Source organism: Mesorhizobium sp. WSM4841 (assembly GCF_055811515.1).
The window spans coordinates 59,356-84,602 of sequence record NZ_JBVVQC010000011.1 but is presented as its reverse complement, the minus strand read 5'-3'; the positions used below and the strand labels follow the sequence as shown (position 1 = coordinate 84,602).

Below are 25,247 nucleotides of genomic sequence, written 5' to 3'. Positions count from 1 at the left end.
CAGTGCAAATCCTCGTTGTCAATCCGAACACCACTGCCAGCATGACCAAAACCATTGCAGCGGCGGCGCGGTTGGTCGCCGGCGCCGGTACGGACATCGTCGCCGTGACCTCGACGATGGGTCCGGTTTCGATCGAAGGCTACTATGACGAGGCGCTTGCCGTGCCGGGCCTGCTGGTCGAGATCGCCGCCGGCGAGCGCTCGGGCGCGCAGGCCGCGATCATCGCTTGTTTCGACGATACCGGCCTCGATGCCGCGCGCGCCATGGCCAACATTCCGGTCATCGGCATCTGCGAGGCAGCGCTCAGCACGGCCTCGTTCATCGCCCAGCGCTTCACCGTCGTCACCACGACCGAGCGCTCGCGCGTGCCGGTCGAAGGGCTGGTGCAGCGCTATGGCATGGCGGGGCGGGCACGCGTGCGCGCTGCCGATATTCCGGTTCTCGCCCTCGAAGATCCGGCATCCGATGCGATCCTGAAATTGCGCGGCGAGATCGCGCGCGCGCTCGAGGAGGATCGCGCCGAGGCCATCGTGCTCGGCTGTGCCGGCATGGCCGATCTCGCCGCCGAGTTGCAGCGGCAATTCGGCGTTCCGGTCATCGACGGCGTCGGCGCAGCGGTCAAGCAGGCCGAGGCCTTGATCGCGCTTGGCCTGTCGACCTCCAAGCGTGGCGCCTATGCAAGCCCGCTGGCAAAGCCTTATCGTGGCGCCTTGAAATCCTTCGCCCCCGGATCTGTTGCCGCCGAGTGACCGCAATGCGCCGAACGATCAGAACGCTCGCACTTGACGAAGTGGAAACCCTTGTCGACTGGGCGGCAGCGGAAGGCTGGAATCCCGGTGTTGGCGATGCCGTGGCGTTCCAGGCAGCGGATCCCGAGGGCTTCATCGGCGCCTTTGTCGATGGCGAGATGGTGGCCGGTATTTCGGCTGTGGCCTATGGCGACGATTTCGGCTTCATCGGCCTCTACATCTGTCGGCCGGACAGGCGCGGAGAGGGCCATGGCAAGGCGGTCTGGGATGCCGGCATGGCGCGGCTCGGCAACCGCACGATCGGCCTCGATGGTGTCGTCGAACAGCAGGCCAACTACCGCAGCATGGGCTTTGCGCCGGCCTATCGGACGGTCCGGTTCGTCGGATCGCCAAATGTTCCGGCAACCGCCGACGGTGGTATTCGCGCCATAGACCCGGAACTCATGCCCAATGTGCTGGACTACGACAGCCGCTTCTTTCCCGCTCCGAGGCGATCCTTCCTGGAGCACTGGCTGCGCCCGCCGCACATGGCGCTGGCGATCGTTAGGGATGGCGCGATCGAGGGATATGGCGTCGCGCGCCGTTGCCGGGACGGTTGCAAGATCGGGCCGCTTTTTTCCAACAGCCTGGACGCGGCAAGTCGCCTTTTCGCCGCGCTCGCCGGCATCTCCGGACCCGGAAATGTCCATCTCGACGTGCCCGAGACCAGCGGGCAATTTGCAGCTCGGCTGACGTCCGCCGGCCTCGAGCCGGGCTTCGAAACGGCTCGAATGTACAGGGGAAAAGCGCCGCAGTTAGCGCAATCCGGGGTCTTTGCAATAACGACCCTGGAGCTTGGTTGATTGGACGCAGGCCGCCTAATACAGCGGTTTGGCCATGTGCCGGGGCGCCGGCCATTCCGTCGTGATCCCGGGCTGCACCGGCCGCTCCAGATAGGTCGACAGAACCACATAGCTTCGCGTCGATGTGACGCCGGGCGTTTCGTAGAGACGCGACAGCAGGCCTTCGAGCGCCCGAGTATCCTCGGTGCGGACCTTGATCAGCATGCATGTATCGCCGGCCACCGAATGAATCTCCTCGACTTCGGGGTGCTCAGAGATCGCCATCAGTTCGGGCGTCTTTCCCCAGCCCTTGGTGTCGATGTGCACGAAGGCGAGCAACGGCTTGCGCACCGCCTTGGGATCGATGATTGCCGCGGTGTTGCGGATGGCGCCGCTGCGCCGAAGGCGCTTCACCCGTTCATGCGCTGCCGGCGGCGACAGGCCGACGCGATCACCGAGTTCGGCATAGCTGACGGTGGCGTCGTCGACCAGAACGCCTAATATCTTTCGGTCGGTTGCGTCGACATCGCGGGCAGCAGGCCTGTTCTGCAGAATGCCATCTGTTTCTTCATCCATGGTGAAATTCCTTATTGATACAGAATTTAATACGGCGATTATCGTCGAATGACGAACAGTGATCAAGTCGCAACATTGATGGCAAGGCCGCCTATCCCGGCGCTCGCCTATCTGCTCACCGGATGCATCGCCGTGATCGGCTCGAACTCGCTGGTCCTCGGTCCGATAGCACCGGCGGTGGCGGCGTCGTTTGCGACAAGCGTGCCGGCCGTCATGATCGCGTCCGCTGCGTTCGGTCTCGGGACATCGGCAAGCGCCTTGTTCCTGGCCCGCTATATCGATCGGCTTGGCGCTCGCCGCATGCTGCAAGGGGCGTTGCTGCTGCTGGCGATAGCGCTCCTCGCCAGCGCCGCCGCGCCGACGGTAACGGCGCTGGTTGCGGCGCAGCTTGTCGCAGGCATCGCCGCCGGCGTCGCCATGCCGGCAATCTACGCCAGCGCCGCGGCGATCGCGCCGCCTGGCCGCGAAAGCGGGACGATCGGCGTCGTGCTGACCGGATGGACCCTGAGCATGGTCGCCGGCGTCTCACTGTCGGCGGTGCTTGCCGATCTGCTGCATTGGCGCGCTGTTTTCGCGGCGGTCGCAGCGCTTGCGGCGCTTGCATTGACCGGTCTTACGCTGACGTCGCTAAGCGATGTCAGGAAAAGCGGCCCGGCGCCGACGCCGCTCGGCGCCTTGGCCGTTCCCGGCATAGTGCCGCTTCTGGTCGCCTGCGGCGCCTTCATGACCGCCTTCTACGGCGTCTATGGCTATCTTGGCGATCACCTTCACAACGGCCTGGGACGGCCGGTCAGCGCCAACGGCTTGGCCGCGCTCGCCTATGGCGCCGGCTTCGGCATGGCGGCGCTTCTTGACGGCGTGATCGATCGCCTCGGCGCGCGACGCGTCATGCCGTTCGCTTATCTGCTCGTCGCGGTCGTCTATGTCGCGCTCGCCGCGGCAAGCAGTAGTTTCCATCTGACCATCGCGATGGTCGCGGCCTGGGGCCTTGCCAATCATTTCGGCTTGAATGTCCTGGTGATGCGCCTCTCGGCGCTCGATCCGGCGCGGCGCGGCACGATCATGGGCCTGAACAGCGCAGTGACCTATCTCGCGGTGTTTGTCGGCACCACGGCCTTCGGTCCGCTTTATTCCAGCTTTGGTTTTGCGGCATCTGCAATGGTCGCAGCGCTGCTCATGCTGGTTGCCGCTTCGGCGGCGGCGTGGCGTTCGCCGCGGCCCGTGTAGTCGCGGAGCCGCGCGGCGGCAGAGCTTGCGCTCCCCTCCTGTCCTTCGACAAATGCAAATGAAAGTGCGATAGCATCCGGAAGGACGCGGCGCTGTATACCGGTATCCGGCTGTGAGCGTGTCTGGACATGCGATGAACATGACGCTTGAAACCACCGCCGACCCTTCGCCGAAAGAGCTCGCTTTTCTCGGGGAGCGACTCAGCGCGTTCAACGACAGCGATGTCGGTACGGCCAACAGGCAGGCGCTCGCCGTGTTCGTGCGCGATGAGCGCCGTGCGGTTGTCGGCGGCATCTCGGGATATACCGCCTGGGGCTGGCTCTATGTCCAATGGCTCTGGGTCGATGAGCGGCTGCGCGGCCGGCACATGGCCGGCAGGATGCTGGACGCAGCCGAACAGGAAGCCGTTGCACGCGGCTGTCATGGCGCCTTGATCGACACGTTCAATCCCCAGGCGGCCAAGGTCTATGAGCGTCAGGGATATCGGCCGTTCGGCGTGCTTCCCGATTTTCCCGTCGGCCGCGCCCGCGTCTTCCTGCAGAAGAAATTGCTGGCTTGACTAGCCGGCAAGGCGCCCGCCGCGCATCGGCTGTGGCACCCCGGTGGTGGTCGGGAAGCTGATCGGTAGGCCCCTGAGCACGCGAACCGCAAGGAAAGCAAAGCACTCCGCCTCGACCGCGTCACCCTTCCAGCCGAGCGCCTCTGCCGGCACGGCTTCGACGCCGGCGCGGCTGGCAAGCATGGCCATGATCGTCGGGTTGTGGCGGCCGCCGCCGCTGACCACCAGCCGCTTCGGCCGGTGCGGCAGGAGGTCGAGCGCCTTGCCGACGGCTGCGGCGGTGAAGGCCGTCAGCAGTGCGGCGCCATCCTCAGCGTTCATCCCATCCGCCATGGCTGCGCCGAAATCGAACCGGTCAAGCGACTTTGGATAGGGCTTGGCCAGGTAGGGATGCTGCAAGAGCTTGGCCAGCTTGGCTTCGTCGACGGTGCCGGTCCGCGCGAGCGCGCCGTCGCGGTCCATCTCACCCAAACCCTTCGACTTGATGAAATCGTTCAACGGCGCATTGGCCGGTCCGGTGTCGAAAGCGACGACATTGTCCTTGCCGTCCCACCAGGTGATGTTGGCGACGCCGCCGAGATTGAGAACCGCCGTGTCGCCGCTGGTATCGGCATCGCGCAGCAGCGCGGCGTGATAGGCAGCCGACAGCGGCGCGCCTTGCCCGCCGGCGCGCATGTCGGTCGAGCGGAAATCATAGGCCACTTTGGTTTCCAGAATAGAATGCATCAACTCGCCATCGCCGAGCTGGCGGGTCTGGCCGAGCCGGCCGACTTGCGGGGCGCGATGCAGCACGGTCTGGCCATGGAAGCCGACGACGCCGATATCGGCCATCGTCAGCCCGTAGCTTTCGACCAGATCCTTGACGGCCGCCGACTGGGCGCGCGTCAGCGCTTCTTCGGCTTCGCGAAAGATTGCCGGCTCCGGCCCGGTGAAACTCCAGGTCCTGGCCTGGCGCAGCGTCTCCTCCAGCAGCGTCTGGATTGATCTGGGGTAGGGCGCCAGCGTGTAGGTGCCGAAATCCGCGATCCGCTCGCCGTCGGTCTTGATCAGCGCAACATCGATATTGCCGTCCAGCACGGTGCCGGTCATCAGGCCGACGGCCCAGATTGGTTCCCCACTTTTCGCAATCACTTGTTAGGCTCCGTTGACGAGATCGCCGACCGATTGGCGAATCTCGATAATCCCGCTGTTGATGTGTCGGATGGATCCGGTTGGTGAGCAAGGTCCATGCCTTGCCTTTGTCGAAGTCGATCCGTCCTGTATACCAGTATCCCGGTATCCAGGCGGCTTCACAGTGTCTTTTCGCCTATCGCCTTTCGCAGAAACCCGCCCGCATTGTCGAGCGCCTTCCGCGCATCTTTGATGCCCATCCCGGTGATTGTCACCAGTATCGCCAGCTTGACGTCCTTGCCGGTCTGGTCGAGCGCCCGTCGTGCCTGCTGCGCTGTGCAGCCGGTGGTCTGCATCACGATCCCAACCGCCCTGGCGACGAGCTTTTTGTTGCTGGGATTAAGGTCGACCATCAGGTTCTGATAGCTCTTGCCGATCCGGATCATGCTGGCTGTCGTCAGCATGTTGAGAACCAGCTTTTGCGCGGTTCCCGACTTCAACCGGGTCGAGCCGGCGAGAACCTCGGGGCCGACAAGCGGCGAGATGGCAATATCGGCAATGCCGGCAATGACTGACCTGGGATTGCAGGAAAGCGCCACGGTCGTTGCTCCCACCTGCCTTGCATAGGTCAATCCGCCGATGACGTAGGGTGTGCGGCCGCTGACCGCGATGCCGACCACCACATCGTCGGCGGTCAACTTGATGTCCTGCAGTGCCTTCATGCCTTGTTGCGGATCATCCTCGGCGCCTTCCACAGCCCGCACCAGCGCTTTGGGGCCGCCCGCGATCAGGCCGAGCACCATGTCCTCGGGCACGCCAAATGTTGGCGGACACTCCGAGGCGTCGAGAACTCCCAACCGGCCGCTCGTGCCGGCGCCCATATAGACAAGCCGCGCGCCTTTTTGAAACGCACTAACGATCCGGTCTACCGCGGCAGCAATTTCCGGAATGACCTTCTCGACGGCGGCCGGAACGCCGCTGTCCTCGTCATTGATCATGCGCAGGATCTCGATGGTCGGCAGCAGGTCGATATCCATCGTCCTCGGGTTCCGATCCTCAGAAACCAACCGCTCCAGTTCCGACATCAACTCCTGTTCATTCATCCGCTTACTTTCAAACTTCTCGCCATCGGCAACAAGTAATGTGATGCGGCGCCAAGCGTTGACCAGTACCAGCGGCTGGCACTGGCGGACCTCTCTTGGTCAAAACAAATGTTGACAACATCATCTGTTGTTGATCAAAGTCCAGCCATGAATTGCGCGGGCCGGGTGAGGCGATGGACGACCTTGGAGCACAGGAACAGGCAGTGCTGGATCTCATCGCGGCGAACCCTTTCGCCGGCCAGCAGGATATAGCGACCGCGCTCGGCATTGCCCGCTCGACCGTCGCGGCCCACATCGTGCAGCTCGTCAACAAGGGCTACATTCTTGGTCGCGGCTATGTGTTGCCGGCCTCCAAGCGCATGATCTGCATCGGCGGCGCGGTTCTGGACCGCAAGTACCACGCCAAGAAGGATCTGATCTTCGGGACGTCGAACCCGGTCGACGGCTATCGCAGCTTCGGCGGCGTCGCCCGCAACGTCGCCGAGAACCTTGTCCGCCTCGGCGTCGACGTAAGCTTCGTTTCGATTGTCGGCGACGACGAGACCGGCCGCTCGCTGGTGCGGCATCTGCGCGACCTCGGCGCCGACGTCAGCCAGGTGATCACCACCACGGAGCGGCCAACGGCGGAATATGCAGCGATCCTCGACCTCGATAACGATCTCGTGCTCGGCATTGCCGACATGGAGATCTTCGATCTGTTTTCGCCCTCCTATCTCGACCGCTTTTGGCCGCATCTGGCTTCGGCGACTTGGGTGTTCATCGACTGCAACCTGCCGGCCGCGACGATCGCAGCGCTGATGTCACGCAAGCAGGGCGCGCGCTTCAAGCTCGCCGTCGACACGGTGTCGTCGCCGAAATCGGCGCGCCTGCCGAAGGACCTGACCGGCATCGACCTTTTGTTCACCAATCGCGACGAGGCCAACACGATGCTTGGCATCACCGATGCCGACAAGCGGCTTAAGCCGAAGGAGGCTGCTGCGGCACTGCGCGCGGCCGGCGCCAGCGAGGTGATCGTGACCATGGGCGCGCATGGATTTGCGGTCGCGACCGAAGGCGGGGTGGCAACGATGCGTTCCGTCCCGGCGCGCGCCGTCGACATCACCGGCGCCGGCGACGCAATGATTGCCGGCACCATGTACAAGGTGCTTTCGGGCGATCCCGTGCTCGACGCGGCGCGCACCGGCGCGCTGCTCGCCACACTGACCACCGAGAGCGAATCCAGCGTTCATCCTGATCTGTCGCCGCGCTTCCTCACCGCCGGCATGCACCGCATTTCCGCCTGAACGCGAGCCGAACCCTGAAAGCGAAATGACGATGAAACCTTCCCTTCTCCACCTGAACGACGAAGTCGCGGCAGCACTTCGTGAAGGCCGCGCGGTGGTGGCGCTGGAATCGACGATCATCACCCATGGCATGCCTTATCCTGCCAATCTGGAGACAGCGCGGGGCGTCGAGACCGTGGTGCGCGAGAACGGTGCGGTGCCCGCCACGATCGCGGTGGTCGCCGGCAAGATCAAAGTCGGGCTCGGAGACCGGGAGCTGGAGCAGCTGGCAGCGGCAAAAGACGTGGTCAAGGCCTCCGGGCGCGACCTCGCCGCCATCATGGTGGGCGGCGGGTCGGCCGGAACCACGGTTTCGGCGACGATGCGGATCGCCGCACTCGCCGGCATCGGCATTTTCGCGACGGGCGGCGTCGGCGGCGTGCATCGTGGCGCCGAGGCCACTTTCGATATCTCGGCCGACCTGACCGAACTCGGCCAGACCGGCACGACCGTCGTCTGCGCCGGCGTGAAATCGATCCTCGATATTGCAAAAACGCTGGAATATCTGGAGACCCAGCGCGTGCCGGTGATTGCCTATCAGAGCGACGATTTTCCGGCCTTCTATACGCGCTCCAGCGGACTGAAAGCCGATCACCGCCTCGATACGCCCGAGGACATTGCGCAGGCCATGCTGCTGCACGAGCAGATCGGCTCGGGCACCGGCATCCTCGTCGCCAATCCAATTCCGGAAGTGGACGCGCTCGATCCGGCCTTTATCGACGGCACGATCACGGCAGCGGTGGCAGAGGCCGGGACACGCGGCATCGGGCGCAAGGAACTGACGCCGTTCCTGCTCGCCCGCGTCAACGAGCTTTCGCAGGGCCGCAGCCTGAAGGCCAATATCGCGCTGGTCCGCAACAACGCTGCGCTCGCTGCCCGCATTGCCGTGGCGCATGCGCGGTTGAAGCGCATGGCCAGATAGGCTCAGCACCCGGCCGGCGCTACCGGCCTTCGATTTCAGGCGGGCCCGAGATCGAAAACCCGCCCGGCATTGAGGATATTGTTCGGATCGAAAGCCGCTTTCAAGCGCCGCATGGCCGCGATCTCGGCATCGCTGCGCACCAGGTGCAACCATTCCTTCTTGTCGAGGCCGATGCCATGCTCGGCCGAGACGCCGCCGCCGGCCGCAGCGACGCCCCGATAGACGATGTCGTATGCGGCCGCCGGATCCACCGTGCGGACCTGATAGTGCAGATTGCCATCGCCGAGATGGCCGAAGACGTAGATGTCGGCGTTGCGGTCAACGGCCTGGATTGCCGCTTCAGCTTCCCGCAGGAAAGTCCCCATCCGCGCCAGCGGGATGCTGACATCGACGCCGACCAGGCCTTTTATCGAAAACAGGAAGCGATTGGCGTCCTCTCGCACCGCCCACAGCGCGCGGAATTCGCGCGGCGACTGCGAGACCACCACGTCGTCGATCACGCCGTCCTCGACCGCCTGCATCAGCACAGCGGCAAAACGTTCGCCGTCGCGGTCGGGCTCGCTGCCCTGTATCTCGGCGAGCACATAGACGGGCGAGCCGACGGGCACCGGCGCCGGCGCATCCATGCCGGCGATCATGGCGCCATAGAGCGGCGCGAAATTCACTTCATAGGCCGAGAGCAAGGGTCCGAGCTTCTGCCTGAGCAGCGCAAGCAGCGCGATCGCCGCGTCGAGCGACGCAAGCGCGCAGAAGGCGTTGACCTCGGTGGCCGGCTTCGGGTGCAGTCGCAGGCAGGCGCGCGTGACGACGCCCAGCGTGCCTTCGCTGCCAATGAATAGCTGGCTGAGGTCATAGCCGGAATTGTCCTTGGACAAGCCCTTGAGCGACGTCAGGATGCTGCCATCGGCAAGTACCGCTTCCAAGCCGAGCACCTGCGCGCGGTACATGCCGTAGCGCAGCACCCGGATACCGCCGGCATTGGTGGCGACATTGCCGCCGACCGTGGCCGTGCCGCGCGCGCCGATGTCGACGCCGAACAGCAAGCCGGCCGTATCGGCCGCGTCCTGCACCATCTGCATTGGTGCGCCGGCCTCGGCGACGATCGTTGCCGCCTCGCGGTCGGGGGTCTCGATCGCCGTCATGCGCTCCAGCGACAGCACCGCTTCGCCGGGCTGGATGCGAGCCGCACCGGCAAGCCCGGTTCGGCCACCCTGGACGACAAGCCTCTGCCCCACCTCGTTGCACAGGCGCAGTATGTCCGACACCTCGCCGGTCTTGCGCGGACGCAGCACGAACTCCGGCAGTGCGCCGGTCTTGCCGTCGGGATCTTCCCTGTAACGCGGTCCGGCCTCGTCGGCCGAAACGATCGCTGATCTGTCCAGCCGTTTTTCCAGCCGCGACAGGAGCTCGGCAACCTTCTGTGACATGGGGCTCACTCGTTCGCCCTAGGCGCTTCGGCCTCGGCGCGAACCAACTTGATGTCGGCTCCCGCCGCCCAGGCGCCGATATCTTCCCGGCGCAATGCCGCCGCCATCATGTCCGGAAACAAATCCGGCGTGCAGGCGAAGACCGGAATGCCAAGTGCGGCAACCGAACCTGCCATTGCCGGATCGTAGCCGGGCCGGCCTTGGTCGGTCAGTGCCAGAAGCACGACGACATTGACGCCGGATCGAACCAGCGCCGCCAGCCGCCGCAGCAACTCCTGGCCATTGCCGCCTTCGTAGAGGTCGGTGATCAGCACCAGATGCGACTTGGTTGGCCGCTCGATACGGTCGGCGCAATAGGCGACGGCCTGGTTGATATCGGTGCCGCCGCCAAGCTGCACGCCGAACAGCACTTCGACGGGATCGCTGAGTTCTTCGGTAAGGTCGACGATGGCCGTATCGAAACAGACGAGCTTGGTGCGCACGACCGGCAGCGAGGCCATCACCGCCGCGAAGATCGAGGCGTAGACGACCGAGCTTGCCATCGAGCCGGACTGGTCGACGCAGAGAACGACTTCGTCAAGATCGACCAGCCGGCGCTGCTTGCGCATGAAACCAACCAGCTTCTCCGGCACGATAGTTTTGTGCTCGGGCTGGTAGTGGCGAAGGTTCGCCGAGATGGTGCGCTGCCAGTCGATATCGCGCGCACGCGGACGGTTGGTGCGCTTCGATCGGTCGATCGCGCCGCGTATCGCCTCGGCGGTCTTCTGCTCCAGCTTCTGCATCAGCTTGGCGACGATGTCGGCGATGATCGTGCGGGCGATGTCCTTGGTCTTGGCCGGCATGACCGAGCGGAGCGAAATCAGGTCGGCGACCAGGTTGACGTCCGCCCCGATCGCCTTGAGGAACTCCGGCTCCATCAGCATCTGCTTCAGGTCCAGTCGTTCGAAAGCGTCCTTCTGGACAATCTGAACGACCTGCGCGGGAAAGAAGGAGCGAATGTCGCCCATCCATTGCGCAACGCGCGGTGCCGAGCGGCCAAGCCCGCCACGCCGCTTGCGCGGGTCACTGGCCGCCGCGCTGGCACCATCGCCGTAGAGAGCATCGAGTGCCGCCGAAAGTCGTTTGTCGTCGCTGGAAAGTGCCGCCGACGCCTCGTCATCGGCGCCGATCGCCAGGCGCCAGCGGCGCTCCCCTCCGGCATCTGCAGTGAGTGGGCCGGGCCCGTTCATTTCGCCCTCGTCATCCATTGCCGTTTCCTCCCATGAGCAATGGTCCAAGCCGTTCCAGGTTTCGGCGCCATGCCTCGCCGCCATCCGGCGTCGGCGTCAGGCCAGCCGGCAAGCGCGCGGCGCGGCCGAGAACCGCTTCGATCAGCCGCCGGCGCTCCATGCTGTCCAGATTGGAAAAGACGCGGCGCAGCAACGGCAGGTGCGCGATGAAAGCATCTTCGTCGAGAGATTTGAGCCAGGAATCGACCGCGCCGCGCAGACCTTCGTCATAGATCAGCCGTTGACCGGCTGTGCTGAAGAAGCCCTCGAAGAACCCTGCCGCCTCGGCGACCGGCGTGCCCGGCGACAGGCGTCGCCCGAGCAGCCCGGCTGCGGCTTCGGCGGACAGGCGGCCGGCCTCGTAGAGCAGGTGCGCGGCGCATCCGGCCAGCAGCGCCGTCGCCCGCGACCCCTCCAGCACGGCAGCCAGCCCGTTGCGCCATCCGTTCAGCACGTCTTCCCCGGGCTCGACCAGTCTGATCGCCTCATCGGCCTTGCGCATCGCGCTTGCCAATGTCGCGGCGGCCTGCTCATCCAGATCGCGTGCAGCGTAGGGAAGCGCGATCGCACCTTCGACGATCAGCCGCTCCATGAGGCCGGAAAGCCGGTTCGTCTCCGTTTTGCGGGCCTCGCCGTAGCGGATGATGTCGGCGAGCGGCGGCACCGAGGCCAGAATCTCCAGGCATTCGCTGCTGCGCGCCGCGCGCGCCTCCAGGGCCGCGAGACCGGCCGTCGCTGCTTCCGACAGGCCTGCCGTGATGGCACCCTGGACCAGTGCCGCAAGCGTATCGAGGGTCGCCGCCGCTTCGATCATCTGGATCAGGCGGCCGTTGGCAGCCTTTTCGATGGTCGGCCCGTAGATCAGGTTCTCCACCAGGCGAACGGCATATTCCGGCTCCCAGGCCAAGGTCCATCGCTCGCGGAAGGTGCCACGGCTGCGACCGGCGTCCGTCAACTTGCCCCAATGCACACCAAGCACGTTCAGCCGATGCAGCAATGTCGAACGAAACAGCCCGCTGTCGCTTCGCAGGTCGACGGATAGTTCCCGCTCCAGCGCTTCAGGTTTCAGCCGCGCCGCCTTCTGGTTGCGCTGCAGATCCTCGATCAACGGCGCCAACGGCGTGTCGGGTGGAATTTCGCCGACGTCCGCACCTAGAAGCAGCTCGGCCTCGACCAGGGCCCACAGCAACGCTTCGCCATTGAACAGAGCCGCAATTGCGGCGTCGCGCAATTCCTCAAACCCGGGTTTCGGCCGCTCGCGAATTGCGGCGAGCGTCCGGGCGAGCCGCTCGGCCTCGATCAGCGAAGCGGTCGAGACCAGGTGACCCTTCACCCGCAGCACCGCTGCAATCATTGCAAGCCACAAGGTTGCTGCATCGCGCCGGCCGCGCGTGCGCCAGAGATGCTTGCACCAGCCGGGTGCGACGACGCCCGCGCCATAGCCGTAGCCCAGCGCCAGACGCGGTCCCGTCCACGGCGCCCATGTCATCGTGCTCTTGCGCCTTGCAATCCCCTTAAGCAGGGCTTGATCGTTTTTCTGCGTGTGTGTCGCCTGCAGTGCCGGCACATGCCACGCCCCGCAGACGACGGCGATAGGTCCGTCGAATTCCTTGCGCGCCGCAGCGATTTCGAGCCGCATATGCGCTTCGCGCTGGGCCTCGAACTGCGCGATCGAGGCTTCACCATCCCTCAGCGTCATCATCGCGTCGGAGATGGCGGCGAATATCGGGCCTGGTTCCGGATTCTGCTCGATGATGTCCGACCACCAGCTTTCGCCATCCTCATAGCCGGCGGCGCGGGCCAGCGTGCCTATCGGATCACGCCGATGCGGAGCCACATCATCACGCTCGCTTGATTCCTTCGCTTCGCCGGCATCGACTTTTTCCGCGCCGTCGACCGCCGCTTCCGAGAAGCGCGCCGACGACGGCAGGTCGATGAAGCGCAACGCCGCCTTGTTGTCCACGGCCCAAAGGACCGCCTGATATTCCGGCGAGAACTCGGCGAATGGCCAGAAGCTTGTCGAAGCCGGATCCTCCTCCGGATAGCAAAGCAGTGCTACAGGCGGCTGCATCTCCGGGCGGGCCAGCAACGGCAGTAGCGCGGAGGCATCGATCGGCCCCTCGATCAGCACGGCGACCGGCTGCAAATCTTGCAATGCCTGCACAAGGCTGTCGGCGGAACCCGGCCCGTGATGGCGTATGCCGAAATAGGCGACGTCGCTGTGCCCCATGGCGCGTCAGATCGCTGCGTTCAAGGCCGCATAGTAGCCGGCATAGTCAGGCCGCTTCTTGAGCACTGTTTCCAGATATTCCTCAAGCACTGCCTTGTCCTGAACCGGGTCTTTCACGATCGCGCCGACAAGGCTGGCGGCGAGACCTTCGGCGCCGAGCTTGCCGCTGTCGAACCACGCCGCCTGGCTCAGCCCGCCAACCATCGTGGCGATCGCCTCGGCGGTCGACAGCGAGCCCGAGGGCGTCTTCAGCGTCACCTTGCCGTCGGCGGTCGCACCGGCCCGCAATTCACGGAAGATGGTCAATACCCGGGCTATCTCCTCGCCGACATTTTTCGGCACCGGCAGGTCGAGCCCGCCGGCCATCTCATCGACTCGCTTGGAGACGATCGCCACCTCTTCAGCCATGTCTTCCGGCAATGGCAGCACCACGACATTGAAGCGACGCTTGAGTGCCGAGGAGAGTTCATTCACACCTTTGTCCCGGTTGTTTGCCGTGGCGATGATGTTGAAGCCGCGCTGGGCATAGATTGATGTGTTCAATTCCGGGATCGGCATCATCTTTTCGGAAAGTACGGTGATCAGCGTGTCCTGCACATCCGAGCCCATGCGCGTCAGTTCCTCGAGTCGGCAGAGCTTGCCGGTCTGCATGGCGCGGTAGAGCGGCGTCGGCACCAATGCTTCCTGGCTCGGGCCCTTTGCCAGAAGTTGTGCATAGTTCCAGCCATAGCGGATCTGGTTCTCGTCGGTGCCGGCCGTGCACTGCACGATCAGCGTCGAGTCGCCCATGATGGCGGCGGCCAGATGTTCCGACACCCAGGATTTGGCCGTTCCGGGAACGCCGAGCAGCAACAATGCGCGGTCGGTGGCGAGCGTTGCCACCGCGGTCTCCATCAACCGGCGGCGACCGACATATTTTGGCGTTACCGGCGTGCCGTCACCGGCCTTCCCGCCCAGCAGATACGTCAGCACAGCTTGTGGCGAGAGGGTCCAGCCGGCAGGCTTTTGCCTGTCGTCACCGCGCGCTAGCGCCTGCAATTCAGAGGCATAGGCCTGCTCGACCGGGAGACGGATGGCAGCGTTCATATGAATTCTCCGGATTGATCATGTGTCGGTTTTAGATTGATGTTCGGCCAGCGCCGCGTTGAGACGCAGGACACTGAGTGATGGGGCTGCGGGCGGCATGCCGGCTGCGACGACCTCGTCGATCAATTTTGCCGCTGTGGTCGCTGTGGCAAGGAAGCCGATCGTTTCCAGTATATCGTCGGCGCCCCGGCGCATGGCGTCGTCGTTTCCCGCAACGGCGGAACGCAGCGCCGCAAGAGCCGACCCATTCGAAAGATCGTCCCATTCCAGCCAGCCAGCATCAATGCCTTCCGCCAGATTGATCGCGTTGAGGTAATTCGTTTGCTTGAGGATCAGCCGGACGAGGGCTCGTTTTCTGCGACTGTCCAGGCGCGGCGTGAGGTGCAGTACGAACAGCGCTGGCTTGCCGCCATCGGCGACAAGTGCGTCCGTCATATGCGTCACCGCGGCGTCGCTCCCCGAAGCGGCGACCATTCGTGCGATCAGGATGTCAGCGTTGTTGTCGGCGCCGAATTGCCAGGCTCCTATGAACTCAGGTTCGGTAGCACTGAACCGCGCGGCCAGGTCGACCAGATTGCAGGTCTCGAACAATTCGGCGCGACGCTTTTCCTGCGCCGGCGATTTCAACTTCGCCGGCGTGTAGATGCTGCGGCGGCGGATGAAGCCGGATTTGCCTTCGCTGATGAAAGCGGCGAGTTCAGCTGCGGGATCATCCGGTCCGCCATCGTTTGAACGGCCGTGCTCCCCCAGCCTTGCCAGCAGCCGGCCAGCCAGTTCACGCACCTTGCCGGACCTGTCGGCGGAGAGGCTTTTAAGGAACGGCGCGTCCTCAGGATTCAGGCCGAAGCGCATGAGCTCAATGAGCGCAAGCCTGACCTCGGCGGGCTCGCCCGATGCCTTGGCCTCGACCAGTATTCGAGCCGAAGCCGGTTCACTGCGGCGCATGTCTGCCAGCGCGATGCGTCGCGCGGCAGGATAGAACTCATCCCAATTTTTCGCCGTCAGTTTCTCTTGCGGGGCATGTTTCTCCCCGTCCAGGCTTGCTTGCCAGTCGATCCAGGGAGCGTAGACGTCCGGACTGTTCTGATCCGACGCGACGGGCATCCAGTCCATCGGATGGAGGACAAAGCCGCGGCTGGCGACAAGCGTCACCACGCGCGTCTTGCGTCTCGCGTCGGCGGCGTGTTTCAGAGCGGCTCTCAACAGCGGCCGCAACCGCTCCGGCAGCATAGGGAGCGCAAGTCTGGGCAGCGGCGGCCGGCGCTTGAGCGTCTTCGGCGCCGCCGGCCGCAGGGCGACGTCGAGCGCCTGTGCTGCGATTGCCAGGAGCCGGCGCTCCTGCTCGTCGGGACTTGTACCGCCGGCGATTGTCTTCCAGGCGGTCGGAGCCAGATCGAAGGTGGCTCCGCCGGTGATCCAGCAATCGCGCATTGTCGCCAGGCCAGTTTGCTCGCTCTCATTCACGACAGGTCAAGCCTCCCGAACCCGCTTTGCGCCGCCAGGAGGTCAAGCCTGGCGCCATCCCAGAGCGCTGCCGTGGCCGCAAGGTCGAGGCCGAGCAATGTTTGATTGACAGCGCCAGCGATCGGCAACGCTATCCCTTGCGGATCATCCGCACCCTGCCACCAGCCTGTGCCGCGGTCATCGACCAGGATCGCACCAGGCGGCAGCAAGAGAGGACAATCGGTAATCCAAGGCGCTGCATCCTGATAGGAAGCATGCCCGGCGAGTGGGTCCTTTGTAGCGCTCAAGCTGAAATCAGGCCATGCGCCGGACATCACTTCACCCATGCGTTCCGCCACCAGTGCGCGAAGCGGCTTGCGGGCTGGATAGAAGACCAGCCGGGCATCGAAACGATCACCCGGAGCAAAAGCGTTGGACCGGCGTCCGGCAGAAGCCGGAAAATAATCGAGCAGCACGGCAAATTGCGGGGTAGTGCTCTTCAGATCGAGCAGCCAGGTCGAATGGCTGACGAGACCGTCGCGGCGGCTCTCGATCTTCTCGCCCAGAACTTCCCAGAAGCTTTCGACCTGTCTTGCATCGGGATTGGCCAGAACCTGTTCGCGGGTCTCAGACGTCGATACAAGGCGCTTCAACTCGGGATCGTCGGGCGCCGACCGCCACGCCTTGGCCAGCAGCACAAGCTTGCCAAGCTCGCGGATCGCAGCATCTGGTCGTTCCTCACTGCGCAGCGCCATGAGCCGCGATGGGATCTCGTCGATGCGACCGGCAAGCGCGGTTGCCTTCATGTCGACCAGCCGGGCGGCAATCCGGCGGCAACGGTCGCTGCTGCCGTCGACAAACCCGGAAAGTCCAAGCCGCAACTGATCGGCGATCCATTGGTCGAGCTCATCGAGCGCCGCCGACACTGCTTCTCGCGTGTCTCCCGCCCGCTTGCGCTGCGCTGCCTCGCGACGCTCCACCGACGCTACGTCTTCGACCGCGGCGCTCTCGTCCGTCCGTGCGGCTTCATCGATGCTTTTGGCTGCCGCGCCGGATGTCGGTTGCCCTGGCGCTGGCGTCGTCTTCCTGCGCCGGCCAAGCCAGTCATTCACCCATTCCGGTATCGATTCAGCGGCTGCAAAACTGGCTGGCGCAGTGGCGGCAATCCACATCAGGGCCAGCGTGTGCTTGCACGGGAATTTTCGCGACGGGCAGGTGCATTTGTAGCCGTGGTCGCCAGTGTCGACCACCACTCGATAAGGATTGGAACCGGAGCCCTGACATTCACCCCAGATGAGCGCCTGCTGCTCATTCTTTTCCAGCCGCGGCCAGTTCGATCGCTTGGTCAGCTTGGAGGCAGCGCTCAGCGACGCTTGATCGGGGGCAAGCGCCTCAATGGTCTTCAAATCGAATTCCAAGCCGCGCCCCTCGTGACTCGAACCAAACGCCTGTCGCCAGGATAGATAGCCGTTTGTGAAGTATTATTGTAGCTCTCGTGAAGCGAAGATCGATACGTCTCTGCCCCTATTCTCCTAATGTGCCCGAATCCGCCTGATCCGCAAGCGACGTCCACCGCCATTCGGCAGGCGGAGGACTTCCAGCAAAGCGCGGCGTTTGGCGCCAGCGGCCCATGCCACTGAGGTCGCCTGAAGCAAAGAGGGGCGTCAGCCTCTGCCTTTCAGGAATTCGATCACCATTGCCGCCGTCCAGGTGAAACGGCCGCCGCCGAGCGGTTCGCCGCTGAGCGGATCGTAATATTCGGCAAAGCCGCTATCGGCGATGAGATCGAGGCTGGACTGGGTGATATGCCGGGCGACATCAGCATAGCCGGCAGCAGCAAGGCCGTCGGCGATCATGTAGTTGACCACCAGCCAGACCGGCCCGCGCCAATAGCGCTTGGCGTCGAAGCGGGGATCGTCGAGATCGTGCGAGGGGACGATGTAGCCTGCCTTGCCGGCGATACGCTCGATGGTGGCGGCGATTGCAGCAGTGCGGGGTTTCGGGATGGCCGAGAAGACCGGCAGGATGCCTCCGACGGAGGCGCTGTCGACGAGCTTTCCGGCGACGCGGTCGAGGCAGAGATATTGGCCGTACGTATCGCTCCACAGCCGCTCCATCGCCGAAAGCCCTTTTTTGGCGCGGCTGCGGTTAGCGTCGGCAATCTCCATTTCGCCAAGCGTCTCGGCGAGATCGGCAAGGTCGGCCGCTGAGCGGATCAGGATGGCGTTGAAGCCGGGATCGACGATCTGGAAGGGTGAGGCATCGTGCAGCTTTGCATTGTCCCAGCCAAGTGCGCGAAAATGCTGCAGCAGCCAGAGGTAGCGGTCATATTGCGCCTTGGTCGGCCGGTGCGCCGGGTCGGCATGCAAGGTGTCGCGGCGCGTATAGGGCTCGACGCCTTCGGTCGGCACGCGCTCGAAGGCATGGTCCCAGTCGATGGAATTGTCGCGGCCGGACTCCCATGGATGGATAATGGCGACCAGTCCTTCGTCTCTTGGATCGCGGTTTTCGTAGAACCAGCGATGCCAGGCGTCGATCTTCGGCAGCAGCGCGCGGGCGCGCTCGGCGGCCAGTTTCTTGTCCCTGGCCCGGTCGAACAGGCGGCGAACCGCAAAGCCCGCCACCGCCGGCTGGGTGATGCCGGAGGTGGCAGTCGGGCGATTGGTCCTCCAGACCTCCGGTCCGGGGAAATAGCTGTCGTTCAGGACATGGAAGACGATATGCGGCACCATGCCGTCCGGCCATTGATGGGCGAACAGCGTCTCGATCTCGGTCCAGGCGCGCGCCTCGTCATAGTGGGCAAGACCGAGCGCGGTCAGGCAGGAATCCCAGTTCCACTGGAACGGATAGAGGCCCTTGGTCGGGATGGTATAGTCGCCGTGGTCGTTTTCCCTGAGCACCTCGACGGCACGGGCGATGGTTTCGTTGACGGCAAGAGAGATCATTGAAGCGTTCGTACTTTCAGGATTGAAGGGCGTTGGCGCGATTGAAGGGCGTTGGCGGGATCAAAGGGCGTTGGTGGTTTCAGGATCGAACCAGCGGATGCGATCGGCTTTGGGCGCAAGTCGCAGGTGGTCGCCGACGGCGATCGCGGCATCCGATTCGAGGATGGCGCGAAACAGCCCACCCTCGACATCGCAGGTGACCAGCGTGTGCGGACCGAGCGGCTCGACGACGCGCACGGTGGCATGCAGCCCCTCGTCACCTGCGTCGACATCTTCGGGGCGAATGGCGAATTCAATTTTGTGCTTGTCCGATTTGGGGCCGGGCAGCGTCAGGCCGGCGACGGTCCAACTGCCGTTCGCAGTCTTCGTCGCGGGGATGAAATTCATCGGCGGATTGCCGATGAAGGAACCGACGAAGCGTGCGGCCGGATTGCGATAGACCTCGACCGGCGAGGCGGCCTGGACGATGTGGCCCTGATGCATGACGGCGATGCGGTCGGCGAGGCTCATCGCCTCGACCTGATCGTGAGTGACATAGATGGTAGTGGTCTTGGACGCGGCGAGCACACCCTTGAGTTCGGCGCGCATTTCGAGCCTGAGCAGCGCGTCGAGATTGGACAGCGGCTCATCCATCAGGATGACGTCGGGCTCCATGGCGAGCGCGCGGGCCACCGCCACACGCTGGCGCTGGCCGCCGGAAAGCTGGCCCGAATAGCGTTTCAGCAATTGTTCGATATGCATGAGCTCGGCGGTGCGGGTGACGCGGCGTTCGACCTCTTGCTGCGGCAATCTCTTCATGCGCAGGCCGAAAGCGATGTTTTCGAACACTGTCAAATGCGGAAAGACCGCATAATTCTGGAACACCATGGCGATGCCGCGGTCGCGCGGCGGCAGATGATCGACGCGACGGCCGCCGATCCAGACCTCGCCCTGGCTCGGCGTTTCCAATCCGGCGACGATCCTGAGCAATGTCGTCTTGCCGCAGCCCGAGGCGCCGAGCAGCACCATGAACTCCTGGTCGGTGATGGTGAGGTCTATCGAATGCAGCGCGGTGAAGCCGCCGAAGCGTTTGGCCACTTGTTTTATGGCGATCTCAGCCATCGGCTTTCTCCCTATCGCGCGTCATCGGTTGGCGATCCCCCACATGGCGAACAGGTATTTGCGGACGGCGAAAATGAAGATCAGCGCCGGGATGACCAGTGCCGCCCCACCGGCGAATTTGAGGTAGAGCGGCGACTCGCCGAGGCTCTGCAGCAGGAAGGCGGTCAGCGTCCGGTTCTCTATGGTGAGCACGGCGGCGGCAAACACCTCGTTCCAGGAGATGGTGAAGGCAAAGACCGCCGAGGCCGCGATGCCGGGCAGTGCCAGCGGCAGGATGACCTTGCGAAACGCCTGCAGACGGGTGCAGCCGAGCGTCCACGCCGCTTCCTCGAGCTCTATCGGAATGCCTGAGAACAGCGAAAAGGTTATCAGCACCGCGAAGGGTAGCGCCAGCGTGGTGTGGACCAGCGCCAGCCCGATGGCGGTGTCGTCGAGACCGGTGCGGATGAACATCACCGCAAGCGGCAGCGCCAGCAGCGGCAGTGGAAAGGCGCGGGTCATTAGCACCAGGAAGCGGAACGTGCCCTTGCCCGGAAAATCGAAGCGCGACAGCGCGTAGCCGGCGGGCGCGCCGAACCCGATCGAGAGGATCATCGTCAGCGTGGCTACCAGGACCGAGTTCCACAGCGCCCTGCCGACGCCGGCGAAATTGATGAAGAAAGACAGGCTGCCGAAATCGAAGGAAGGGAAGAAGCGTTTCGGAAAGGCAGTAACCTCTTCCGGCGACGACAAGGCATTGACTATCAGGAGATAGATCGGCAGCAGCACCCAGACCGAAAGCAGGATGACGGTGGCGACCAGCAGCCAGTTGCCGGCCTGGCGGGTCGCGGGCGCGGCGATTGGCATCTCTGCGACGGCGCTCATATGCGCGCTTCCTTCGGCACCCGCAGCACCCGCAGGAAGAACAGCGTGAGCCCGACCGAGATGGCGAGGATGAGCAGGGCGAAGGCGGCGGCAACGTTGCGGTCCTGCAGCGAGAACTGCCAGTTGTAGGTCTCACCCATCAATACCGGCAAATTGGTGCCGCCGAGCGCCGCCACCACGGCGAAAACCTCGAAGGCGAGGATGACGCGCAGGATGATCGCCGTCTGCAGGCTGGGGCGCAGCAAGGGCAGCGTGATCTTGACGAAGCGCTTCCACGGGCTCGCGCCAAAGACCTCGGCCGCCTCGTGATACTCCCGGGGGATGAGCCCCATGCCAGCGACCAGGATGACCATCATGATCGCAGTCGCGCGCCAGATCTCGGCCAGTATCACTGCGACGAAGATGGTCAGCTTGCTCTGGTAGCCGAGGAACATGACGGGCCTGTCGACGAGGCCGAGGTTCGACAGCAGAGTGTTGAGGAAGCCGGACTGGTCGAAAATGGCGAGCCAGATCAGCCCGGCGGCGAGATCGGAGATGCCGAGCGGAATGGCGAAGATGTAGAGCGCCGCACCCCGCCCGGTTTCAAGCCTGGACACGACCGTAGCCATCAACAGCGCCATAACCAGTTGGATCGGCACGACGATGGCTGCGAGCAGGATGGTGTTCCAGAAGGCGACCGGGAATTTCCAGTTGCCGGTCATGGTTCGAAAATTGTCCAGCGTGAAGCCGCCGTCACGGGTGAAAGCCTCAAAGGCGACCAGCGCGAACGGGTAGAGGAAGAAGACGCAAAGGAACAGCGTCGCCGGCATCAGCAGCAGATAGGGCAGGGCCTTGCCGTGCATGGCATGTCCTTTGGCGTGGTGCGGCTGGCGCCCGGCACGCAACAGGTTCCGGACGCCCCTCGGGAGGATTCTAGTCGACCGGGCAGGCGCCTTCGGACGGCTTATCGGGTGCCCAGCACGGTGCCTTGGCTTGGTCGATGAGGGCCTTCAGCGCCGTCGCCTGTTCCTCGATCACGCCACGCACATCCTGGCCACCGAGCACGATACGCTCGAAACTGTCGACATAGACCTGGTTGAACTTGCCGCCGAGATCGCCGAGTCCCATCGGCAGCAATGCCGGCAGCGCATCCGGCGCACCGGTCATGGTGGCGATCACCGGGCCGAAGGCTTTCACCGAGGCCGGCATGTCGTCGGGCAGATTTACGTCGACCACGGGGAAGAAGTTGGTGGCCTTAAGCGTCGCGATCTGCGTTTCCGGCTTCAGCATGTAGGCAACCAGCGCCTTGGCCTTGTCCATGTCCGGCGAGGTCTTCGGAATGGCGACGCCGGCGACCACCGGCATGTAGCCGCGACCCGCCGGGCCGGCTGGCGCCGGGAAGGCGACGAACTCGTCGGGCCTCTGGTTGAACGCATCGGCAAGCCGCGCCACGTGGTCGAACGCCACCCACACTTCGCCGGTGAGCAGCGGCTCCTGCATGAAGGCATAATTGGTCGAATTCGGGTTGGTGTACTGCCACAATTCCTTGAACTTGTTCCACGCGGTCTCGGCCTCCGCCGAGCGGAACTTGGTCACCATCGAGCCGGTGTAGGACGGATAGAGAAAACCCTCGAAGAAACGGTGCTTCAGCCCCTTCGGTCCGGCCGGGAAGCCGAATTTCGGCGAGCCGGTCTTCTCGGCGATGTTCTTCGACCATTCGATCAGCTGGTCATAGGTGATTTTGTTGAGATCGGCGCCGGCCGGCAGATATTGCAGCGCCTGCTTGTTGGCCGCCATCAGGAAGGTGGCCTGCATCCACGGCAGATATTTCTGTTCGCTTGTGCCGAGCATGCCGAGCTTCTTGTAGGCCTCGTTGAGCTTGACGCCGCCGATATCGACGCCGGACAGATCGACAAGGTTCGCGCCGACCGTGGAGAAGTCGCCATGCAGGCCGCCGAGCACGCCGATGGTGCCGGAGCCGGCCTGCAGCTCGGCCTGGAGGCGGGTGAGCCAGGGCCCGTCCTCGGCGACTTGGTAGTCGACCTGGCCGTCAAACGACTTCAGCACTTCGCTGCGGATTTTCTGCGTCTCCTCCACAGGCCGCGCCTGCGTCGACCAGAACAGCACCTGGGCCTGCGCGCCGCCGATCGCGATCGACAGCGCGAGTGCGGCGCCGGCCAGTGTCTTCAACACATTCATCGTGGTCTTCCTCCCTGGTTTATGCGCCGCCCCAGCGTCAGTTTTGTCCTGTGGGTGCCGGTCCTATGGGTGCCGGGCCATGGCTTGCCCGCGAAACCAATGTCGGCCGGATCAGCCGTGTCAGCGGCGCGGCGGACTTGTCGCCGATGACGGTCAACAGCATCTCGCCGATCTCGCGCGCGCATTGGCGGATCGAGGCATCGAATGTGGTGAGGCCGGGCGGCGCATAGGCCGAGGCGGCGATGTTGTCGAAGCCGATGACGGAAAGGTCGCGAGGGATGACCAGGCCGGCGCGGGCGGCCTCTTCCATGACGCTGAGCGCCAACTCGTCGAACAGCGCGACGATAGCCGTCGGCCGCTCGTCAGCATGCAGCAGCCGGTTGATGGCCTGGATGCGGGCGCCGCGATCGAAGCGCGGCGCCGTCGCTACATCGAGCCTGACCGACGGATCGCCTCGGCGCGCGATCGCTGCGGCGAGCCCGTCTTGCCGCAGATGGCGAAACGTCATCGGCTCGGCGATCGTCACCAGGCCGAAATGGCGGTGCCCGAGATCGTAGAGCATGTCGAAGGCTTCACCGAAGGCGTGCGCGCCATCGGTGTCTAGCCAGTTGTAGGCGAAGTCGGTGTCGAGCAGCCGGCCATGGGCGACGAATGGGAAATTGCGCTGGCGCAGATAGGCGAGCCGTTCGTCGACCTCGGCGATGCGGGTGACGACGACGCCATCGGCGCGTCCGGATTCGACAACATGGCGAAGCACGGAAAGTTCCGACTGGCCTTGCGCCGCGGCGGCGAGGATCAGGTCGGTGCCATGCGAAACCAGCCCTTCGCCAAGCCCGGTGACGAATTCGCCAAGGAAGGAATCGACCAGATTGGGGCCGCGGATCGGCAGCACCATGCCGACAAAGCCGCTGCGGCCTGAGACCAGCGTGCGGGCTGCCGTGTTGGGCACGTAACCGGCCTGGCGCGCGGCTTCAGTGACGCGCTCGCGCGTCTTCAAGGCGATCTGCTGATGGCCGGCAAGCGCCCGCGACACCGTGGTGATCGACAGGTCGAGCTGCGCGGCAAGTTCCTTGAGCGTGGTGACGCGGGCCGGCACCGATCCTCCCGAACAAAGTGTTTGAAGCGTTTGTAATGGGTTTCGGTCAGATTGCAAACGTTTCAAATCCCGGCCGAGCCAATGAGGTGTCGATGGCTTTACAACGGGCCGAACCCTGTTTTTGGCCCGCTTAGCGTGATTTGAACCACGTGGCGCTTGACTCCGACGACACCTTGTGAAAAATTTTGCATCAACTGATAAAAATATCTTAGGGCGGAAATGGTTGGTTTTGGAAACGGCCTCCTGCGCGACGATGAAACCAGTATGGCGACGCGCGCCGCCTGGCTTCATTATGCTGGCGGCCTGACCCAGTCGGAGGTCGCCAAGCGGCTTGGCCTGACCAGCCTCAAGGCGCATCGCCTCATCACCAAGGCCAATCAGGAAGGGCTGGTCAAAGTCTATATCGACGGCGAAGTGTCGGAGTGCGTCGCGCTTGAGGACGAATTGTCCAGCCGCTACGGTCTCAACTATTGCGAGGTCGTTCCTGACTTCGATGGCGAAGACCTGCCGCTCAAGGCGCTTGGCATTGCCGGCGCGCAGTTCCTCAAGCGTGAGATCGAACGCGGCGAGGATACGCTGATCGGCGTCGGTCATGGCCGCACGCTCGCCGCCTGCGTCGAATATCTGCCGCGCATATCGGCCGAAAAGATCCGCTTCGTTTCCCTGCTTGGCGGCCTGACGCGCAAGTTCTCGGCCAATCCGCACGACGTCATTCACCGCCTGGCCGAACGGACCGGCGCGGAAGCCTATGTGATGCCGGTGCCGATGTTCGCCAACACGGTCGAGGATCGAACCGTGCTGCTCGGGCAGAAGGGCATCAGTGAGGTCTTCGATCTCGGCAAGGCCGCCGACCTGCTCATTGCCGGCATCGGCACCGCCGAGCGCGAGGCGTCGCTGGTCGCCACCGGCATGATCGAAAAGGGCGAAATGGAAGAGATCCGCCGAAAGGGCGGCGTCGGCGAACTGCTCGGCCATTTCTTCGACGATGCTGGAAAGGCGGTCGAGACGACGCTTTCCAACCGGGCGCTGGCGCTGGCGCGCGAAGACATCAGCAATCGCAGGATTGTCGCCGTTGCCGGCGGCAAGGTGAAGGTTCGTGCCATTAAATCGGTGTTGGAGGGCCGCTATCTCAAGGGCTTGGTCACCGATGAGCGGACGGCGCGATCACTCGTGGAGCAGACGCCGGTCGGGTAGCCGGCAGCCATTCGATTGAAACTACC

General features: G+C 64.1%; 22 protein-coding genes and 1 pseudogene. 7 read left to right on the top strand and 16 right to left on the bottom strand.

Annotation, left to right across the window (positions count from 1 at the left end; all coding sequences use genetic code 11):
- The first annotated feature begins 2 nt into the window (after positions 1–2).
- Complete coding sequence (locus AC0L14_RS15580) at positions 3–749, top strand: aspartate/glutamate racemase family protein (protein ID WP_473750038.1); 747 nt, start codon at positions 3–5, stop codon at positions 747–749.
- 5 nt (positions 750–754) lie between these two features.
- On the top strand, positions 755–1,591 hold the full coding sequence (locus AC0L14_RS15575; protein WP_473750037.1) for a GNAT family N-acetyltransferase: 837 nt from the start codon (positions 755–757) through the stop codon (positions 1,589–1,591).
- A 15-nt stretch (positions 1,592–1,606) separates the two neighbouring features.
- Here the strand turns inward: AC0L14_RS15575 and AC0L14_RS15570 are convergent, their stop codons facing one another.
- Complete coding sequence (locus AC0L14_RS15570) at positions 1,607–2,146, bottom strand: Lrp/AsnC family transcriptional regulator (protein WP_123146884.1); 540 nt, start codon at positions 2,144–2,146, stop codon at positions 1,607–1,609.
- 48 nt (positions 2,147–2,194) lie between these two features.
- On the opposite strand from AC0L14_RS15570, the gene AC0L14_RS15565 reads away from it, so the two are divergent.
- Both AC0L14_RS15565 and AC0L14_RS15560 read left to right on the top strand, forming a co-directional pair.
- Positions 2,195–3,373 carry an MFS transporter gene (locus AC0L14_RS15565; RefSeq protein ID WP_473750036.1) on the top strand — a complete coding sequence of 393 codons (1,179 nt, stop codon included), beginning with the start codon at positions 2,195–2,197 and terminating at the stop codon, positions 3,371–3,373.
- Positions 3,374–3,506: 133 nt separating this feature from the next.
- Positions 3,507–3,932 (top strand): GNAT family N-acetyltransferase, encoded by a 426-nt coding sequence (locus tag AC0L14_RS15560; protein WP_473486074.1) that lies wholly within the window; start codon positions 3,507–3,509, stop codon positions 3,930–3,932.
- Here AC0L14_RS15560 and AC0L14_RS15555 read toward each other — a convergent pair whose 3' ends face one another.
- The 3 genes and pseudogenes from AC0L14_RS15555 to murQ form a co-directional block, all read right to left on the bottom strand.
- Complete coding sequence (locus tag AC0L14_RS15555; protein ID WP_473636562.1) at positions 3,933–5,060, bottom strand: anhydro-N-acetylmuramic acid kinase; 1,128 nt, start codon at positions 5,058–5,060, stop codon at positions 3,933–3,935.
- A gap of 6 nt (positions 5,061–5,066) precedes the next feature.
- A pseudogene (locus tag AC0L14_RS15550) lies at positions 5,067–5,184 on the bottom strand (esterase); the annotation flags it as partial.
- A gap of 37 nt (positions 5,185–5,221) precedes the next feature.
- Complete coding sequence (gene murQ / locus AC0L14_RS15545; RefSeq protein ID WP_473750035.1) at positions 5,222–6,145, bottom strand: N-acetylmuramic acid 6-phosphate etherase; 924 nt, start codon at positions 6,143–6,145, stop codon at positions 5,222–5,224.
- 173 nt (positions 6,146–6,318) lie between these two features.
- On the opposite strand from murQ, the gene AC0L14_RS15540 reads away from it, so the two are divergent.
- Together AC0L14_RS15540 and AC0L14_RS15535 are read left to right on the top strand one after the other, a co-directional pair.
- Entirely contained in the window at positions 6,319–7,428 is a 1,110-nt protein-coding gene (locus AC0L14_RS15540) for a carbohydrate kinase (protein ID WP_473750034.1), read from the top strand.
- 31 nt (positions 7,429–7,459) lie between these two features.
- A complete protein-coding gene (locus AC0L14_RS15535) occupies positions 7,460–8,389 on the top strand; it encodes a pseudouridine-5'-phosphate glycosidase (protein WP_473750033.1) in 930 nt (309 codons plus the stop codon).
- Between the two features lie 35 nt (positions 8,390–8,424).
- Here the strand turns inward: AC0L14_RS15535 and AC0L14_RS15530 are convergent, their stop codons facing one another.
- From AC0L14_RS15530 to AC0L14_RS15475, 12 genes are all read right to left on the bottom strand, one after another.
- A complete protein-coding gene (locus AC0L14_RS15530; RefSeq protein WP_473750032.1) occupies positions 8,425–9,816 on the bottom strand; it encodes an FAD-binding oxidoreductase in 1,392 nt (463 codons plus the stop codon).
- A gap of 5 nt (positions 9,817–9,821) precedes the next feature.
- On the bottom strand, positions 9,822–11,063 hold the full coding sequence (locus AC0L14_RS15525) for a VWA domain-containing protein (RefSeq protein ID WP_473750031.1): 1,242 nt from the start codon (positions 11,061–11,063) through the stop codon (positions 9,822–9,824).
- Positions 11,056–13,314: a DUF5682 family protein gene (locus AC0L14_RS15520; protein ID WP_473750030.1), complete on the bottom strand. Its 2,259-nt coding sequence runs from the start codon at positions 13,312–13,314 to the stop codon at positions 11,056–11,058. The genes AC0L14_RS15525 and AC0L14_RS15520 overlap by 8 nt, the downstream gene beginning before the upstream one ends.
- Positions 13,315–13,320: 6 nt before the next feature.
- Entirely contained in the window at positions 13,321–14,400 is a 1,080-nt protein-coding gene (locus AC0L14_RS15515) for an ATP-binding protein (protein ID WP_473750029.1), read from the bottom strand.
- Positions 14,401–14,418: 18 nt separating this feature from the next.
- Positions 14,419–15,864 carry a DUF5691 domain-containing protein gene (locus AC0L14_RS15510; RefSeq protein ID WP_473750028.1) on the bottom strand — a complete coding sequence of 482 codons (1,446 nt, stop codon included), beginning with the start codon at positions 15,862–15,864 and terminating at the stop codon, positions 14,419–14,421.
- Positions 15,861–17,249: an SWIM zinc finger family protein gene (locus tag AC0L14_RS15505; protein ID WP_473636432.1), complete on the bottom strand. Its 1,389-nt coding sequence runs from the start codon at positions 17,247–17,249 to the stop codon at positions 15,861–15,863. The genes AC0L14_RS15510 and AC0L14_RS15505 overlap by 4 nt, the downstream gene beginning before the upstream one ends.
- Positions 17,250–17,507: 258 nt before the next feature.
- On the bottom strand, positions 17,508–18,788 hold the full coding sequence (locus tag AC0L14_RS15500) for an amylo-alpha-1,6-glucosidase (protein ID WP_258119462.1): 1,281 nt from the start codon (positions 18,786–18,788) through the stop codon (positions 17,508–17,510).
- 60 nt (positions 18,789–18,848) lie between these two features.
- Positions 18,849–19,889: an ABC transporter ATP-binding protein gene (locus AC0L14_RS15495; protein ID WP_473527441.1), complete on the bottom strand. Its 1,041-nt coding sequence runs from the start codon at positions 19,887–19,889 to the stop codon at positions 18,849–18,851.
- A 21-nt stretch (positions 19,890–19,910) separates the two neighbouring features.
- Positions 19,911–20,753 (bottom strand): carbohydrate ABC transporter permease, encoded by an 843-nt coding sequence (locus AC0L14_RS15490; RefSeq protein WP_473750027.1) that lies wholly within the window; start codon positions 20,751–20,753, stop codon positions 19,911–19,913.
- Complete coding sequence (locus AC0L14_RS15485; RefSeq protein ID WP_258119457.1) at positions 20,750–21,595, bottom strand: carbohydrate ABC transporter permease; 846 nt, start codon at positions 21,593–21,595, stop codon at positions 20,750–20,752. The genes AC0L14_RS15490 and AC0L14_RS15485 overlap by 4 nt, the downstream gene beginning before the upstream one ends.
- Positions 21,596–21,665: 70 nt before the next feature.
- A complete protein-coding gene (locus AC0L14_RS15480) occupies positions 21,666–22,931 on the bottom strand; it encodes an ABC transporter substrate-binding protein (RefSeq protein WP_473527440.1) in 1,266 nt (421 codons plus the stop codon).
- A 37-nt stretch (positions 22,932–22,968) separates the two neighbouring features.
- Positions 22,969–24,027, bottom strand: a complete 1,059-nt coding sequence (locus tag AC0L14_RS15475; RefSeq protein WP_473527439.1) for a substrate-binding domain-containing protein — start codon at positions 24,025–24,027, stop codon at positions 22,969–22,971.
- A gap of 219 nt (positions 24,028–24,246) precedes the next feature.
- Between AC0L14_RS15475 and AC0L14_RS15470 the strand changes: the two genes are divergently transcribed.
- Positions 24,247–25,221, top strand: a complete 975-nt coding sequence (locus AC0L14_RS15470; protein WP_473750026.1) for a sugar-binding transcriptional regulator — start codon at positions 24,247–24,249, stop codon at positions 25,219–25,221.
- Positions 25,222–25,247 lie beyond the last annotated feature (26 nt).

Coding starts and splice junctions, on each gene's coding strand:
- AC0L14_RS15520 (WP_473750030.1), bottom strand. CDS start 13,314: ATGGGGCACAGCGACGTCGCCTATTTCGGCATACGCCATCACGGGCCG.
- AC0L14_RS15575 (WP_473750037.1), top strand. CDS start 755: ATGCGCCGAACGATCAGAACGCTCGCACTTGACGAAGTGGAAACCCTT.
- AC0L14_RS15490 (WP_473750027.1), bottom strand. CDS start 20,753: ATGAGCGCCGTCGCAGAGATGCCAATCGCCGCGCCCGCGACCCGCCAG.
- AC0L14_RS15480 (WP_473527440.1), bottom strand. CDS start 22,931: ATGAATGTGTTGAAGACACTGGCCGGCGCCGCACTCGCGCTGTCGATC.
- AC0L14_RS15485 (WP_258119457.1), bottom strand. CDS start 21,595: ATGCACGGCAAGGCCCTGCCCTATCTGCTGCTGATGCCGGCGACGCTG.
- AC0L14_RS15515 (WP_473750029.1), bottom strand. CDS start 14,400: ATGAACGCTGCCATCCGTCTCCCGGTCGAGCAGGCCTATGCCTCTGAA.
- AC0L14_RS15535 (WP_473750033.1), top strand. CDS start 7,460: ATGAAACCTTCCCTTCTCCACCTGAACGACGAAGTCGCGGCAGCACTT.
- AC0L14_RS15570 (WP_123146884.1), bottom strand. CDS start 2,146: ATGGATGAAGAAACAGATGGCATTCTGCAGAACAGGCCTGCTGCCCGC.
- AC0L14_RS15560 (WP_473486074.1), top strand. CDS start 3,507: ATGAACATGACGCTTGAAACCACCGCCGACCCTTCGCCGAAAGAGCTC.
- AC0L14_RS15495 (WP_473527441.1), bottom strand. CDS start 19,889: ATGGCTGAGATCGCCATAAAACAAGTGGCCAAACGCTTCGGCGGCTTC.
- AC0L14_RS15530 (WP_473750032.1), bottom strand. CDS start 9,816: ATGTCACAGAAGGTTGCCGAGCTCCTGTCGCGGCTGGAAAAACGGCTG.
- AC0L14_RS15470 (WP_473750026.1), top strand. CDS start 24,247: ATGGTTGGTTTTGGAAACGGCCTCCTGCGCGACGATGAAACCAGTATG.
- AC0L14_RS15500 (WP_258119462.1), bottom strand. CDS start 18,788: ATGATCTCTCTTGCCGTCAACGAAACCATCGCCCGTGCCGTCGAGGTG.
- murQ (WP_473750035.1), bottom strand. CDS start 6,145: ATGAATGAACAGGAGTTGATGTCGGAACTGGAGCGGTTGGTTTCTGAG.
- AC0L14_RS15565 (WP_473750036.1), top strand. CDS start 2,195: ATGACGAACAGTGATCAAGTCGCAACATTGATGGCAAGGCCGCCTATC.
- AC0L14_RS15525 (WP_473750031.1), bottom strand. CDS start 11,063: ATGGATGACGAGGGCGAAATGAACGGGCCCGGCCCACTCACTGCAGAT.
- AC0L14_RS15540 (WP_473750034.1), top strand. CDS start 6,319: ATGGACGACCTTGGAGCACAGGAACAGGCAGTGCTGGATCTCATCGCG.